The organism is Stappia indica (assembly GCF_020177335.1).
GTDB classification, from domain to species: Bacteria; Pseudomonadota; Alphaproteobacteria; order Rhizobiales; family Stappiaceae; genus Stappia; species Stappia indica_B.
Genome location: NZ_JAIVMG010000014.1, coordinates 64,296 through 78,574, shown reverse-complemented (window position 1 = coordinate 78,574; position 14,279 = coordinate 64,296). Strand labels below are relative to the sequence as shown.

The 14,279-nt window shown below is 66.9% G+C and carries 12 protein-coding genes; 5 read left to right on the top strand and 7 right to left on the bottom strand.

What is annotated here, in order from left to right; translation table 11 throughout:
- Positions 1-33 precede the first annotated feature (33 nt).
- Positions 34-474 carry a L,D-transpeptidase gene (locus LC062_RS17530; RefSeq protein ID WP_224912316.1) on the bottom strand — a complete coding sequence of 147 codons (441 nt, stop codon included), beginning with the start codon at positions 472-474 and terminating at the stop codon, positions 34-36.
- Between the two features lie 206 nt (positions 475-680).
- On the opposite strand from LC062_RS17530, the gene LC062_RS17525 reads away from it, so the two are divergent.
- A complete protein-coding gene (locus tag LC062_RS17525; protein WP_224912315.1) occupies positions 681-1,514 on the top strand; it encodes a pentapeptide repeat-containing protein in 834 nt (277 codons plus the stop codon).
- Positions 1,515-1,611: 97 nt separating this feature from the next.
- On the opposite strand, the gene LC062_RS17520 is transcribed toward LC062_RS17525, so the two are convergent.
- The 3 genes from LC062_RS17520 to LC062_RS17510 all read right to left on the bottom strand — a co-directional run bounded on the left by LC062_RS17520 (position 1,612) and on the right by LC062_RS17510 (position 6,297).
- Positions 1,612-2,430, bottom strand: a complete 819-nt coding sequence (locus LC062_RS17520; protein ID WP_224912314.1) for a MipA/OmpV family protein — start codon at positions 2,428-2,430, stop codon at positions 1,612-1,614.
- Positions 2,431-2,586: 156 nt separating this feature from the next.
- On the bottom strand, positions 2,587-4,671 hold the full coding sequence (locus LC062_RS17515) for an NADH:flavin oxidoreductase (RefSeq protein ID WP_318246113.1): 2,085 nt from the start codon (positions 4,669-4,671) through the stop codon (positions 2,587-2,589).
- 45 nt (positions 4,672-4,716) lie between these two features.
- On the bottom strand, positions 4,717-6,297 hold the full coding sequence (locus tag LC062_RS17510) for a trimethylamine methyltransferase family protein (protein WP_224912313.1): 1,581 nt from the start codon (positions 6,295-6,297) through the stop codon (positions 4,717-4,719).
- Between the two features lie 119 nt (positions 6,298-6,416).
- On the opposite strand from LC062_RS17510, the gene LC062_RS17505 reads away from it, so the two are divergent.
- Positions 6,417-7,325, top strand: coding sequence for a LysR substrate-binding domain-containing protein (locus tag LC062_RS17505; protein ID WP_224912312.1), 909 nt, complete (start codon positions 6,417-6,419; stop codon positions 7,323-7,325).
- Positions 7,326-7,336: 11 nt separating this feature from the next.
- On the opposite strand, the gene LC062_RS17500 is transcribed toward LC062_RS17505, so the two are convergent.
- Together LC062_RS17500 and LC062_RS17495 are read right to left on the bottom strand one after the other, a co-directional pair.
- On the bottom strand, positions 7,337-8,350 hold the full coding sequence (locus tag LC062_RS17500; protein ID WP_224912311.1) for an acetylserotonin O-methyltransferase: 1,014 nt from the start codon (positions 8,348-8,350) through the stop codon (positions 7,337-7,339).
- Between the two features lie 328 nt (positions 8,351-8,678).
- Positions 8,679-9,908 (bottom strand): urate hydroxylase PuuD, encoded by a 1,230-nt coding sequence (locus LC062_RS17495; protein WP_224912310.1) that lies wholly within the window; start codon positions 9,906-9,908, stop codon positions 8,679-8,681.
- Positions 9,909-10,105: 197 nt separating this feature from the next.
- On the opposite strand from LC062_RS17495, the gene LC062_RS17490 reads away from it, so the two are divergent.
- Complete coding sequence (locus LC062_RS17490) at positions 10,106-11,056, top strand: LysR family transcriptional regulator (protein WP_224912309.1); 951 nt, start codon at positions 10,106-10,108, stop codon at positions 11,054-11,056.
- A 10-nt stretch (positions 11,057-11,066) separates the two neighbouring features.
- Here the strand turns inward: LC062_RS17490 and uraH are convergent, their stop codons facing one another.
- Entirely contained in the window at positions 11,067-11,471 is a 405-nt protein-coding gene (uraH, locus tag LC062_RS17485; protein WP_224912308.1) for a hydroxyisourate hydrolase, read from the bottom strand.
- A 277-nt stretch (positions 11,472-11,748) separates the two neighbouring features.
- On the opposite strand from uraH, the gene puuE reads away from it, so the two are divergent.
- Both puuE and alc read left to right on the top strand, forming a co-directional pair.
- Positions 11,749-13,149, top strand: a complete 1,401-nt coding sequence (gene puuE, locus LC062_RS17480; RefSeq protein ID WP_224912368.1) for an allantoinase PuuE — start codon at positions 11,749-11,751, stop codon at positions 13,147-13,149.
- 77 nt (positions 13,150-13,226) lie between these two features.
- Positions 13,227-14,243, top strand: coding sequence for an allantoicase (gene alc / locus LC062_RS17475; RefSeq protein ID WP_224912307.1), 1,017 nt, complete (start codon positions 13,227-13,229; stop codon positions 14,241-14,243).
- The last annotated feature ends 36 nt before the right edge of the window (positions 14,244-14,279 follow it).

Below are 14,279 nucleotides of genomic sequence, written 5' to 3'. Positions count from 1 at the left end.
AAAGTACTCAAGTGACCCGATCGTTCGGAAAGGTTACCGGGTGATCACGATGCGCGCGTTGCGCTTGCCGGTTCGCTTGATCAGCGAAAACAGTTCGCGGGCATTTTGTGGGTGCAGGCGGATGCAGCCATGGGACGCGGGCCGGCCGAGCTGGCGGATCGCATTGGTTCCGTGAATGGCATAGCCGCCATAAAAGAACACCGAATGCGGCATCGGCGAACCATGGTATTTCTTTGAATAGTAGCGCCGATGCATGCGCCCCGGGCGGAAGGTGCCGACCGGGGTGCGGTAGCCGCGCCGGGCGGTGGAGACCGGCCAGGAGCTGTAGCGCCGGCCATTGACGTAGACCCGCATGCGTTGTTCGGACAGGTCGATGCGGGCGACCAGTTGCGCCGCCAAGGCATCGGTCGCCGCCGGCAGGGGCGCGGCAAAAAGCAGGGCGGCGATCACCGCACACCTGCGAATCAAGGACATGCACTTCATCGTGTTCCCCCCTTAGGCCGCACGTGGAAGTCAGCAATCCAGACGATTATCGGTAATTTTAACACGCCAGCGGGGCTGAGTCCCCTCACGGGGGAAAATGCCGGCCGACGCGCGGCAAGTCGGTCTGTTCTCTTACATTTTGCTGCCGAAAAGCCTAAATCCTATGGAGTGACGAATTTGGATGATGGAGATGCGACATGATCGCCAGCACACGCGCCAGATGCGCCGCAGCGCTGAGCCTGCTTCTGGTCCTTCCGGTCGGCGGCGCCGTGGCGGAAACGCCTCTGGAGCAGTTGAAGCGGACCGGTGCGTGCGAGCGATGCAACTTCAAGCTGGGCGAACTGCGCGGCCTTGATGTCAAAAACGCCAGGTTGCGCGGCGCCGTCTTTCGCGAGGCGGATATGAAGGGCGTGTCGCTGGTTGGGGCGGATCTGCGCGGTGCCGACCTTCGCCGGACCGAGGCGGAACGGGCCGATCTCTCCGGAGCGCAACTTGAGGGCGCCGCCATGCGGGCGGTCGATCTGGAAAAGGCGAAGCTGACCGGCGCCCGGTTCTACGATGCGGATTTGCGCAACGCGGATCTCGGCGAGACCGATCTGGAGAAGGCAAGCTTCGTCGACGCGGATCTGCGTCTTGCCAACATGGTGCGCGCTTCGGCCGTCGGGGCGGTGTTTCGCGGCGCGAAGATGGATGGGGTCGTGCTGGAGCGCACCTGGCTGACGAATGCGGACCTGACCGGCGTCCGGCTCAAATACGGCGACCTTGACCGGGTCAAGGCGCGCGGCGCGGTGTTTCGCGATGCGGATCTCAGCGGCGCGCATTTTTCCAGTGCCGACCTGACAGGCGCGGATTTGAGCGGGGCCAATCTGGAAGGCGCCCTGTTCCGGCGAACCCGTCTGGTGGGGGCTGACTTGCGCCACTCGCGCGGGCTTCAGGCCGCGCGGCTGATCGGTGCCTGCGGCGATAGCACCACCCGGCTGCCGGACGGTTTCTCGCTGAAGACCTGCCGCTCACAGGAAGCGGAAGACTGAGAACGCCTATTGGCGGACGGTCATTCCCGGGACGGCCGGTTTCGGCCGTCCTTGCAGTTCGACATGCGGTTCGGCGGGGCGGGGCGCCCCGTCCGCATCAGTCGAACAGATCGAAGGCGAAGCGGTAGGTGACGCCGACGCCGACGGTGAACTGGTCTTCATTGCCCGCCTTGACGATCGGGCTGTTCTTGGCATCGCCGATGAACCGGTCCCAACCCGCCTGCAGATGCAGGGCGGTGGTGTCGGTGACCGCGTAGCTGGCGCGGCCGACAAGGCCGAGGGACTTGAAGCCGCCGCTCGGGTTATAGGCGGTGAGCGCGCCGCCGGAGGCCGCCGCTTCCGCCGTCGTCACACCGAAATAGGTGTCCATGTAGTTGCCGCTGGCAAAGTCGGCGCGCGGGCCGAAGCTGAGCTGCAGCCGCTCCATCGGGTTGAACACCACATCGGCGCCGATCTGGCCCACCTGTCCGGTGTGGCCATTGATGCCCTGGCGCAGCTCCACGAAGGCGCGGAACCAGTCGTAGCGGAAGCCCGCGCCGGCACCGAGTTCCAGCGCCCAGTCGATCTTGTTGGTGCCGGTCAGCCTTGTGCTGTCGGACGCCTTGCGTTCGCCGATGAAGTTGAAGGAGGGGAAGAAGAAGACACCCCGCTTGACGGCCCCGCCCTCCGCGACCTGACCAAGGCCCGGCACGTAGAAGCGGCCGACCGAGACGATCGGCAGCGGATAGACCAGCATCTTGTCCGCGCCTTCATACTTCGGCTGGACCATGGCGCCGACGCCGAGGTCGACCACATATTGCTTCTGCGGCAGCGGCAGATCGTCCGGCGCGCTCATTCCATCCTGGGCAAGGCCCGGGCCGGCGGACAAAAACGTTGCGGACAAAAGACTTGCGGCGAGGAGCTTGGCGATGCGCATGGTGGTCAATCCACTCCGGAAAAGGCGTCGGTATCTACTTGTCATGGGTTATACGCCGAACCGGCGGGGAATGCCTTAACAGGAAAACCGAAATCGGCGGAGTGTTGCACAGTTGCATCTGTCGCCCGAGGCGCGCGCGGCAGAAGCGCCGCCGCCTCATAGATCCTTGGCCAGGCGCAACGCCTCGTAGATGGCCGCATGGACGTTGCGCGCGGCGACCGCATCGCCGATCCGGGCAAGCTGAAAGGTCCCCTCGGGATTGCGGTCCGGGAACGGATTGCCGCCGTTGATGACCGCGCGCCAATCAATCTCGCCCCGGTTGCGGGCAAGCGGCTTCAGGGCGAAGTAGAGATCGCTGAGCGGCAGCGTGCCGTGTTCGACAACCACCTGATCCACTGAGCGTTCCGTTCGCTGCGGCCCGTAGTCGGATCCGAGCGTTGCCACCAGCCCGTTGCCGCGCCGCGCCACCGCCACGAGGCGGGTGTTGATGGTGATGCGGGTGTCGGTTTCCTGAAACAGCGCCGCATAGGGCACATGGTTGAGCCCGCCCATTTCAGGTGCGAAAAAGCGCTCCGGCGTGACGATTTCAACCCGCGATCCGGCACGCGCGGCCAGTTCCGCCGCCTGCATGCCGGGGTGGCCGCCGTTGTCGTCGAAGACGAGGACGCTGGCGCCCGGGCGCACATCGCCGGAAAGCAGATCCCAGGAAGAGACGACGAGATCGCCGCCCGCCTCAAGCACGTCCGTGTTTGGCAGGCCGCCGGTGGCGATGAACACCATGTCCGGGGCGAGCGCCAGTACGTCCTCCGCCTCGGCCAGGGTGTTGAACCGGAAGCGGACCCCGGCGGCGTCGCATTGATCCATGCGCCAGTCGACGATGCCGATCAGCTCGCGCCGGCGCGGTGTTTGCGCCGCCAGCCGGACCTGGCCACCGGCATGGGGCGCGGCTTCCAGCACGGTGACCTCATGGCCGCGCTCCGCCGCCACCCGGGCCGCCTCCAGCCCGGCCGGCCCGGCGCCGACCACCACGACACGGCGCTGCGCGCGTTCACTGCGGCGGATCGCATGCGGCATGGTCGCCTCGCGTCCGGTGGCCGCGTTGTGGATGCACAGGGCTTCGTGACCTTCGTAGATCCGGTCGAGGCAATAGGTGGCGCCGACGCAAGGGCGGATGTCCGCTTCCCGCCCTTCCGCGATCTTGCGGGCGATATGCGGATCGGCGAGGTGGGCGCGGGTCATGCCGACCATGTCGAGCCGGCCTTCGGCGATGGCGTGGCGGGCGGTGGCGACATCGTTGATGCGGGCGGCGTGGAACACCGGGAAGCGGGTCGCGGCGCGCACCTCGCCGGCGAAGTCGAGATGGGGCGCGGCGGCCATGCCCTGGATCGGGATCACCTTCGCCAGAGCGGCGTCGGTGTCGATATGGCCGCGAATGACGTTGAGAAAGTCGATGGCGCCATCGCCGACCAGCCGCCGGGCGATGTCGATGCCCTCAGTGCGGCTCAGCCCCTTGTTCCAATCCTCGTCGGCGACCATGCGAATGCCGACGATGAAGTCGCTGCCGACCCGGTCACGGATCGCCGCCAGCACCCGGCGGGTGAAACGCAGCCGGTTGTCGAGGCTGCCGCCGTGCTCGTCCGTGCGCTGGTTGGTGGCGGGCGACCAGAAGCCGTCGAGCAGATGGCCATAGGCCTCGATCTCGATGCCGTCGAGGCCGGCGGCCTGCATCCGCTCGGCCGCATCGGCATAATCGGCGGTGATGCGGTCGAGATCCCAATCCTCCGCCTCCTTGGGGAAGGCGCGATGGGCCGGTTCGCGCAGCGGCGAGGGGGCCAGCACCGGCAGCCAGTCGGCCTTGTTCCAGTTGGTGCGCCGGCCCAGATGGGTGATCTGGATCATCACCGCCGCGCCATGCTCATGGCAGGCGTCGGTGAGCTCCCGCAGCCAGGGCACGATCTCGTCCCGGTAGGCGTGGAGATTGCCGAAGGCGGCGGGGCTGTCCGGCGAGACGATGGCCGAGCCGGCGGTCATCGTCAGGGCAATGCCGCCCTTGGCCTTTTCCGCGTGATAGAGCCGGTAGCGTTCCTTCGGCAGGCCGTCTTCCGCATAGGCGGGCTCATGAGCCGTCGACATGATGCGGTTGCGCAAGGTCAGGTGCTTCAGCCGGTAGGGCTGGAGCAGCGGATCGCCGGCGACCTGCGCGGCGTTCATGGTGTCCGGCGGCGCGGGATTTGATGTCATCGGCGGGCCTCCCCTCCCTCCTCGTCCATCGGATCAGTCCTCTGATCAGTACCAGGCATCCTCCATCGAGGCCTTCTTGCGGGCGATGAAGTCGCGCAAGCCCTCATCGATGCCAGGATCGAGGGGCGGCGGCTCGTAGGCGGCCAGCATTGCCTTCCATCGTGCATTGGCTCGGGCCGCCGCATCAAGCCCGCCGTTCTCGGCCCAGGTTTCAAACGGGTCGTTGTCGGCAAGCTGGCTGTCCCAGAAGCAGGTCTCGTAGTTGGCTAGGGTGTGGGCGCAGCCGAAGAAGTGATTGCCCGGCCCCACTTCGGCGAAGGCATCGAGCGCCAGCGCGTTGTCATCCACCGCGACCCCGGCGAGGTAGCTGTGCAGGGCGCCGCAGACATCGACGTCGAGCATGAATTTCTCGTAGCTCATGGACAGGAGGCCATCGAGAAACCCGGCGGAATGGAGCAGGAAATTGGCGCCGCAATGCACCGCCGAGAGCATCGAGGTGACGCTTTCCTGCATGGCCTGGGCATCCGGCAGCTTGGAGGTGGTGAAGGAGCCGGCGCAGCGCAGCGGCAACCCGAGCCGGCGGGCCAGCTGGCCGACCACCAGCGATCCGGCCGCCGGCTCCGGCGTGCCGAACGTAGGCGAGCCGGAGCGCAGCGCCATGGAGGAGAGGAAGTTGCCGAAGATCACCGGCGCGCCGGGCCGAACCAGTTGGGCAAGGGCGCAGCCGACCATGGTTTCGGCCAGCGACTGGGCGATGGCGCCGGCGGTGGTCACCGGTCCCATGGCGCCGCCGAGGATGAAGGGCACGATCACCGAGCCCTGGTTGGCCGCCGCATAGGCGCGGATGGCGCCGGTCATCATGCCGTCCCAGACCAGCGGCGAGTTGACGTTGACATTGCCCATGATCACGCAATGGCGCTCGACCACTTCCGGGCCGAACAGGATGCGGGCCATCTCGATGGACTCTTCCGCCCGCTCCGGCGCGGTGACCGAGCCGAGGAACGGCTTGTCGGAGTAGCGGATATGGGCATGGACCATGTCGAGATGGCGCTTGTTGACCGGCACGTCGGTAGGCTCGCACACCGTGCCGCCGGAATGGTGCAGCCAGGGCGCCATATAGGCCAGTTTCACGAAGTTCTGAAAATCCTCCAGCGTGCCGTAGCGCCGGCCCTTGTCGAGGTCCATCACGAAGGGCGAGCCATAGGCGGGGGCGAACACCGCGCTGTTCCCGCCTATGCGCACCGACCGCGCCGGGTTGCGGGCAAGCTGGGTGAACTCCGACGGCGCGCTCTTCAGGATCTCGCGCAGCATGCCCGGCTCGAAGCGGCAGCGCAGGTCCTGCACCTCTGCCCCGGCGCGGCGGAACAGCTCCAGCGCCACCGGATCGCCGCGAAACTCGATGCCAACCTCGGCGAGGATGCGGTCGGCGGCCTGTTCGATGCGGGCCAGCCCCTCTTCGCCGAGAATGTCGTAAGGGGGCAGGGCGCGGGTGATATAGGCCGGGGCGGCGGTGCCGGCGGCTGCCTGCCGCTGGGCCTTCCGCCGCTCGCGGGCGCTGCCGCCCCGCCGGCGGTCGCGGGAGCCGTGGGTTTCGTGGGGGGGCGTCTCCAGTCGGGCTTCGGTCATGCTCTCCTCCGCCGCGGCGTTTTCGATTTTTCCGGAGTTCTTGCCGCTCGCATCAGGTTAGCTTGGGCGACAAGCGCCGTGACGCTGGCAAATTCTCATCGAACGGATAAGCTTCCCTTATGGAAAGCCTGCGCCATCTGCTGCCCTCGGCCCGCGCGCTGATCGCCTTCGAGGCGGCCGGCCGGCTCGGCAGCTTTACCCGGGCGGCGGCGGAGCTGGGGCTCAGCCAGGCGGCGGTCAGTCTCGCGGTCAAAGGTCTGGAGGACAGTCTGGCGGTGCGGCTGTTTCACCGCCGGCACCGGCAGGTGGAGCTGACCGAGGCGGGCGCCCGGTTCCATGCGGATGTGATGCTGGGCCTTGGCCATATCCGCAAGTCGGCGGAGGAGCTGCGGGCGCTGGGCAGCGACCGGCATGTGACGCTGTTCGCCTCCACCGCCTTCGCCAGTTTCTGGATGTTGCCGCGTCTGGCGCAATTGCGCGAGGACCTGCCGGATATCGATTTGCGCATCCAGACCGGCGATCGGGATTTCGATCTGGCGGCGGAAAACATTCCGCTCGGGGTGCGCTCCGGCCCGGCCGGCGGCTTCGCGGCCTATGAGGCCGAGGTGCTGGCGCCGGAGCGGATCGCGGCGGTGGCAAGCCCCGCCTATGTGGCGCGGTTCGGCCGGCCGCGAACCCCGGCGGAGGTGGCGTCCCAGCGGCTGATCCATCTGGAGGAGCCCTACCGCCCCTGCACCGACTGGGGCGACTGGTTCGCCAGTGTCGGCCTGCCGCGCCCGCCGCGCGCCAGCGGTCTGGTGATCAACGACTATGTGCTGGTGGTGCAGGCGGTGATGGAAGGGCAGGGCATCGCGCTTGGCTGGCAGCATCTGACCGACCGGCTGGTAGGGGCCGGTCTGCTGCTGCCGGTCGGTGGGCATGTGCTGGAGACGGACCAGACGTTCCAGCTCATCTGGCCGCGCGGGCGGGCGCTGGCACCGCCCGCTCTGCGGGTGCGCGACTGGCTGCTCGACCAGCGTGACCGTTGAGGCGCGCGGCCTCAGGCCGGGCGGGTTCCAACGGCAAGCTTGGTCATGCCGGGGATCAGCGGCTCGACGCTAACATTTTCAAAGCCGGCGGCTTTCAACTGTGTTTCCAGCCAGTCGTCGGCGAGCGAGCGGGCCTCGGGGGTGAAGGCGGTGTGCTGCAGCTGCCACAGCGCGGTGTTCTTCGGCCCGGCGCGGTCGCTGTCGACGATGAAGTCATGCACCATCAGAAGGCCGCCGGGCGCCAGATGCCGGAGGGCGCGTTCGATCAGCCCCACATGGGTGTGATCCGGCACGCCGGAGAGCAGATAGGACATCAGGATCGCGTCCTGCGCCTCCGGCCAGTCGGTTTCCAGCGCATTGCCTTCGCGATAGGCGATGCGGTCCGACAGCCCCGCCTTGTCGATGAAGGTGCGGCCGAGCGTCGCCACATTGGGGAAGTCGACGATGGTGGCGGAGAGCTCGGGGAAGGCCTCGCACAGGGTGATGGCGAAGGCGCCGGTGCCGCCACCCACATCGAGCAGCTTGCGCGCGCCGGACAGGTCGACCCGGCGGGCAAGGCCGAGAGCCGGGCCGAGCGATCCGGCATGCTGGCTTTCGGAATAAAGCCGCGCCTCTTCGGGGTCGGAAAACCACTCCGCGTAGGAGGCGGTCGCCTCCTCCGGCAGCTCGCCGGCCAGCGCCGGTTCGATCTGATCCATCAGCGGATACATCTGCTGATGGACCTGGAGGCGCAAGTAGTCGCTGAAGTCGTATTTCGCGCCCTTCACCAGAAAGCGTTCGGCGGCGGGTGAGTTGCGGTACGCCCCGCCGTCCCGTTCGATCAGGCCCAGGGCGGCAAGCGCGGTCAGCAAGGTGCGGCACCGCTCCGCCGGAACGCCGATCTTCGCGGCCAGATCCTCGACCCTTGCCGGAGCCTGGGACAGATGCGTGAAGATGCCGAAGTGAAGCGCTGCGAATAATGCCTTTGAGGCCATGTATCCAAAAGCAATATCCGAGATTTCTTCCGCTTCTGTGAGAATCGGCATCGGTCTGTCGTCTCCTTGTCATTATTCGCGCGCCGGCGACAAAAAGTCGGCGTCGTTCTTGTTGCGCGAATTTTCTGTCTTGTCCGAATGCGGCAACGCATCGGAGGGGCGCATGGCGCGCCAAGGCGGGATGGATGGACTTGTTAATACGTTTTGTCGCGAGAATCCACCTTGGTAAGGCTGCTGCGCAATATTGGTGCAACCGTCACCGGGCCGGCGCGGACTGACGTGCCCACGCGCAAGCGCCGCCGGGCGCGTTGGCGCCGGGCGGTGAGAGAGTGGTTTTCAGCGCAGTGAGTAAGGCAGGCGAAGGGCGCGCGGGTCGTGCTTAGCGGGTCGCGTCTTCGTACCAGGCGGCGAGCAGGCGCCGTTCGCTGTCTTCCAGGTAGGTCAGGTTGGCCGGCGGCATGGCGCGGCTGCGGGCCGCCTGCAGGTAGATCTGGCGGGCATGGGCGGCGATGTCCGCATCGGTCTCCAGCACCACCCCCTTCGGCGGCACGATCATGCCCTCCCACACCGGCTCGCGGGCGTGGCACATGGAGCAGCGGCCGAGCACGGTGTCGCGCACCGCGTCGAACCGGGCCTGGGTCACGAAGCGGCTTTGCTGCGGCGTCAGCCGGGCGCTGTCCTCAGGCTCGCCGGCCATCGGCTGCGGCAGGGCGGACAGCCAGACGATGGCGGCGAACAGGGCCGCGGTTGCTGCCCAGGTCCACCAGGGCGAACCTTTTCGCGCGTGCCGGGTATTGAAGAAATGGCGGATGGTGACGCCCATCAGGAACACCAGCGAGGCGATCAGCCAGTTGTACTGAACGGCGAAGGCCAGCGGGTAATGGTTGGACAGCATCAGGAAAATGACCGGCAGGGTCAGGTAGTTGTTGTGCAGCGAGCGCTGCTTGGCCTGGGCGCCAAGGGCCGGATCGGGCGTCTTTCCGGCGATCAGCGCGGCCACCACCTTCTTCTGGTTGGGGATGATGATCATGAAGACATTGGCCGACATGATTGTCGCGGTGAAGACGCCCAGATGCAGGAAGGCGGCGCGGCCGGTGAAGATCTGGGTGTAGCCCCAGGCCATCGCCACCAGCACGCCATAGAGCAGGAGCATCAGCCCGGTGGTGCTCTTTCCGGCGGGCGACTTGCACAGGAGATCGTAGACGATCCAGCCCAGCGCGATGGAGGCGAGCGAGACGGCGATCGCCACCGGCTGCGACATCTCCAGCACATTGGCGTCGATCAGATAAAGATCGGCGCCGGCATAGTAGACCACAGCCATCAGCGCGAAGCCGGACAGCCAGGTGGCGTAGCTCTCCCATTTGAACCAGGTCAGGTGCTCGGGCATTTCCGCCGGCGCGACCAGGTATTTGCGGATGTGATAGAAGCCGCCGCCATGCACCTGCCATTCCTCGCCATGAGCGCCTTCCGGCAGGTCCGGCGCCTTGCGCAGGCCAAGGTCGAGAGCGATGAAATAGAAGGACGAGCCGATCCAGGCGATGGCCGTGATCACGTGCAGCCAGCGCAGCGCGAAGGAAAGCCAGTCCCAAGCCAATGCCATGTCGATCATCTTGTCCGTTCTCTCCGCCCTGATGCGTTCGGCCGCCCCGATGTGTCCGGCCGCGAGCCCCATGCACAGGGGATCATTTCACGTTCGCCCCGGCGACGCAGCCCATGCCGGCAAGGGTGGCACGGGGAGGATTTGCAAAAAATGCGGTGCGTTCCCCAGCACTATCAAAAATTTCTTGAAGATGGTACGGGGTTGTCATGTCCTATGTGAACAATCTCAAGGTGTTCGTGCGGGTTGTCGAGCTGGGCAGCATGTCCGCCGCCGCCCGCGACCAGCGGGTGTCGCCGGCGGTGGTGTCGAGCCGCATCGGCGAATTGGAAAAGCGGCTCGGGGTGCGCCTGTTCAACCGCACCACGCGTAAGCTGCAGCCGACCGAGCATGGGGCGATCTTCTACAAGGGCGCGGTGAAGATCCTCGACACCATCGCCGAGGCGGAAGCGGCGGTGGCGGATGTGGCGCGGGCGCCGCGCGGGTCGATCTTCGCCGCCGCGCCGCTGGGCATCGGCCGGCGGCTGATCGCGCCGCTGATCCCGGAATTCAAGGCGGCTTATCCGATGGTCGATGTGCGGCTGCGCTTGTCGGACCGCAAGCTCGATGTGATGGGCGAGGGGCTGGACATGGCCTTCGTGCTCGGCTCGCCGGAGGATTCCACCTTGCGGATGCGCCCCGTGCTCGATTGCGAGCGGGTGCTGTGCGCCGCGCCCGCCTATCTCGCCGCCCATGGGCATCCCGCGCGCGGCGAGGATCTGATTGCCGATGAGCATCACTGCCTGCTGCTGCGCTTCCCCGGGGCCAGCGAGTTTCAATGGCGGCTGTCGACCGCCGAGGGGGGCAAGACCTTCGAGGTGTCCGGGCCGTTCGAATCTGACGATGGCGATGTGCTGACCGATTGGGCGCTGGCGGGCTGCGGCATCGTCAACAAGCCGCTGTTCGAGGTCGCCGGGCATTTGCGTTCTGGCGCGCTGGTGACGGTGTGCGAGCAGACGCCGCCGCCGCCGGTGCGCCTTGCCTGCCTTTACCCGCACAAGCGCTATCAGGATCCGAAGATCCGCCTGTTCATCGATTTCGTCACCGCGCGCTGCCGGCAGGAACTGGAAGCGCTGCTGGCCGATGCGGACGCGCCTCCGGGGGCACAAGCGGCAAGTTAGAGTCTGGACCCTAGCTGCCGCGATAGGTGGAATAGCCGAAGGGCGAGAGCAGCAGCGGCACGTGATGGTGCCGGGCGGGATCGCTGATGCCAAAGCGGATCGGCACGGCATCCAGAAAGGGCAGGGTGCCTGCCGGGACGAGTTCGGCGGCGGCAAGATACGCCCCGGCATGAAACACCAGTTCATAGCTGCCCGCCGCCATCTGCTCCGGCGCCACCACCGGCGCATCGGTGCGCCCGTCCGCATTGGTCACCCGGCGGGCGAGCGGCAGCCGTGTGCCATCCGTGCCGAGCCGGAACACCTCGATGACAAGCCCTTCGGCGGGCACCCCGCGCGCGGTGTCGAGCACATGGGTGGTGACGCTGGCCGGTTTGGCGGTTGCCGGATCTGCCGGGGGATTCGCTGTCCGGGTCATGGAAGCCCTTTACGTTTTGAACTGCGGGGCGGCACTATCCCGGGTGAAGCCATGCCGGCAAACAACCGGACGGCGCATATCTCTTTCAAGAAAATTTTGAAAGAGAGGGTGATTGTTCTGCATTACCAATATGAAGGGGCGGACCGATACATGGGGCCGGCGTGGCATGAGACATGGCGAAGCGCGGCCTTATCTATCGGTTCGTATTCTGTCCTCATGATCGAAGGGAGACCGAACGGTGACCGCATCTGACGTTCCGCCGCGCTATTGCCGTGACATGCAAGGGTATGGGGCCACTCCGCCGGGAGCGGGCTGGCCGGGCAATGCGGCGATCGCCGTGCAGATCGTCGTCAACTACGAGGAGGGCGGGGAGAACGCCATCCTGCACGGCGATGCGGGCTCCGAAGCGTTCCTGTCGGAGATCGTCGGCGCCGCCTCCTGGCCGGGCCAGCGTCACTGGAACATGGAATCCATCTACGAATACGGCGCCCGCGCCGGCTTCTGGCGGCTGCACCGGATCCTGACCCAGCGCAAGATTCCGATCACCGTCTACGGAGTGGCGACGGCGCTCGCCCGCTCGCCTGCCCAGGTGGCGGCGATGCAGGCGGCCGATTGGGAGATCGCCTCGCACGGGCTGAAATGGATCGAATACAAGGACCATGACCGCGAGGCGGAACTGGCGGACATGCGCGCCGCCGTGCGCTTGCATGAGGAGGTGACCGGTGCGGCCCCGCGCGGCTGGTACACCGGGCGCTGTTCGGTCAACACGGTCGATCTGGCGACGGAAACCGGCCTGTTCGACTATGTGGCAGACACCTATGCGGATGACCTGCCCTACTGGCGCGACCACGACGGGCGGCAGCAATTGATCGTGCCCTACACGCTCGATGCCAACGACATGCGCTTCGCCACCGCACAAGGCTTCAACTCCGGCGATCAGTTCTTCGCCTATCTGAAGGACAGTTTCGACATGCTGCACGCCGAGGGCGTGGCGGGCGCGCCGAAGATGCTGTCCATCGGCCTGCATTGCCGGCTCGCCGGCCGGCCGGGCCGGGCCGCCGCCCTTGCCCGGTTTCTCGACTATGCCGCCGCGCAGGAGCGGGTCTGGTTCGCCCGGCGGATCGACATCGCCGAGCATTGGGCGCGGCACCATCCGCCGCGCCCACTGGAGGGGCGGCCGTCGCGTCTGGCGCGGGCCGGGTTCGTCGCGCGGTTCGGCGGGGTGTTCGAGCATTCGCCCTGGATCGCCGAGCGGGCCTTCGACCTGGAGCTTGGCCCGGCCCATGATACGGCGACCGGGCTGCACAATGCGCTTTGCCGGATCTTCCGCAGTGCCAGCGAGGCGGAACGGCTCGGGGTCCTTACCGCCCATCCGGATCTTGCCGGCAAGCTGGCGGCGGCCCGGCGGCTGACGGAGGACTCCGCCCGCGAGCAGGCCGGCGCCGGGCTCGATGCGCTGACCGACGAAGAGCGTGCCCGCTTCCAGGAGCTCAATACCGCCTACACGGCCCGCTTCGGCTTTCCCTTCATCCTGGCGGTGAAGGGCCGCAGCAAGGATGAGATCCTCGCCAGTTTCGAGGCGCGGATCGGCCATGACCGGGCACGAGAATTCCGCACCGCCTGCCAGCAGGTGGAGCGGATCGCCCTCTTTCGCCTTCAGGACATGCTGCCGGACTGAAGTTTCGGCGCGTTTCGTTTTCCGCCGGCCGGCTGCCGGCCCTGTGTCGTTTTCATCGCTTTCGCCAAGGAGCCTTCATGAGCGTTTCTTCCTCCGACAACCGTCCGGCCTTCACCCGGACCGATGTCAATCTCGCCTCCGCCGGGCTCGGCGCGCGGGTTGTCTCCGTGACCGACGATTTCTTCGCCGCCGCCGATCGCATGCTCGCCGATACCGAGGCGGTGTTCATCGCCGACAAGTTCGATGACAACGGCAAGTGGATGGATGGCTGGGAATCGCGCCGGCGGCGCGGTCCGGGGCACGATCACGCGGTGGTGCGGCTGGCGGTGGCTGGTCGAATTTCGGGCTTCGATGTGGATACCGCCCATTTTACAGGCAATTACCCGCCCGCCTGCCGCATCGAGGCGTGCCATGTTTCGGGCGAGCCGGATGCGGCGACGGTCTGGACGGAGCTGGTGGCCATGTCGCCGCTCGGGCCATCGGCACAGCATTTCTTCGCCTGCGGCTCCGATGCGCTGTGGAGCCATGTCCGCCTGCATATCCATCCCGATGGCGGGGTGGCGCGTTTCAGGGTCTATGGCCGGCCGGAGCTCGACCGCGATGCGGTCGGTGGCGGGGAGATCGATCTGGCCTCGGCGCTCAGCGGCGGGCGGATCGTCGCCTTTTCCAACGCCCATTACGGCTCCTATCACCGGCTGCTGGTGCCCGGGCGCGGGATCAACATGGGCGATGGCTGGGAGACCCGGCGCCGGCGCGAGCCGGGCAATGACTGGATCATCGTTGCGCTGGGCGCGCGCGGCACCATTGGCCGGGCGTTGGTCGATACCGCGCATTTCAAGGGCAATTTCCCGGAGAGCTTTTCCCTGCAAGGGGCCGATCTCGGGGCGCTCGGCGGCGATTTGCGCGACGCGGTGGTGACCTCGTCGATGTTCTGGCCGGAGCTGATCGCCCGCACGCCGCTGGCCGCCGATGCGGAGCATGCGATCGGTCCGGAGGCGGTGGCCTCCACCGGGCCGGTGACCCATGTGCGGCTCAACATCTACCCCGACGGGGGCGTCAGCCGGCTGCGCCTGTTCGGCACGCTGGCCGACTGAGCCTGCTGCCCGATTGAGAGTTTCCGGTGACCGGCA

Bases quoted from the DNA above. Each gene is read 5' to 3' on its own strand.
- puuE (WP_224912368.1), top strand. From the start codon at position 11,749: ATGCAAGGGTATGGGGCCACTCCGCCGGGAGCGGGCTGGCCGGGCAAT.
- uraH (WP_224912308.1), bottom strand. From the start codon at position 11,471: ATGACCCGGACAGCGAATCCCCCGGCAGATCCGGCAACCGCCAAACCG.
- LC062_RS17525 (WP_224912315.1), top strand. From the start codon at position 681: ATGATCGCCAGCACACGCGCCAGATGCGCCGCAGCGCTGAGCCTGCTT.
- LC062_RS17505 (WP_224912312.1), top strand. From the start codon at position 6,417: ATGGAAAGCCTGCGCCATCTGCTGCCCTCGGCCCGCGCGCTGATCGCC.
- LC062_RS17510 (WP_224912313.1), bottom strand. From the start codon at position 6,297: ATGACCGAAGCCCGACTGGAGACGCCCCCCCACGAAACCCACGGCTCC.
- alc (WP_224912307.1), top strand. From the start codon at position 13,227: ATGAGCGTTTCTTCCTCCGACAACCGTCCGGCCTTCACCCGGACCGAT.
- LC062_RS17495 (WP_224912310.1), bottom strand. From the start codon at position 9,908: ATGATCGACATGGCATTGGCTTGGGACTGGCTTTCCTTCGCGCTGCGC.
- LC062_RS17500 (WP_224912311.1), bottom strand. From the start codon at position 8,350: ATGCCGATTCTCACAGAAGCGGAAGAAATCTCGGATATTGCTTTTGGA.
- LC062_RS17515 (WP_318246113.1), bottom strand. From the start codon at position 4,671: ATGACATCAAATCCCGCGCCGCCGGACACCATGAACGCCGCGCAGGTC.
- LC062_RS17490 (WP_224912309.1), top strand. From the start codon at position 10,106: ATGTCCTATGTGAACAATCTCAAGGTGTTCGTGCGGGTTGTCGAGCTG.
- LC062_RS17530 (WP_224912316.1), bottom strand. From the start codon at position 474: ATGTCCTTGATTCGCAGGTGTGCGGTGATCGCCGCCCTGCTTTTTGCC.
- LC062_RS17520 (WP_224912314.1), bottom strand. From the start codon at position 2,430: ATGCGCATCGCCAAGCTCCTCGCCGCAAGTCTTTTGTCCGCAACGTTT.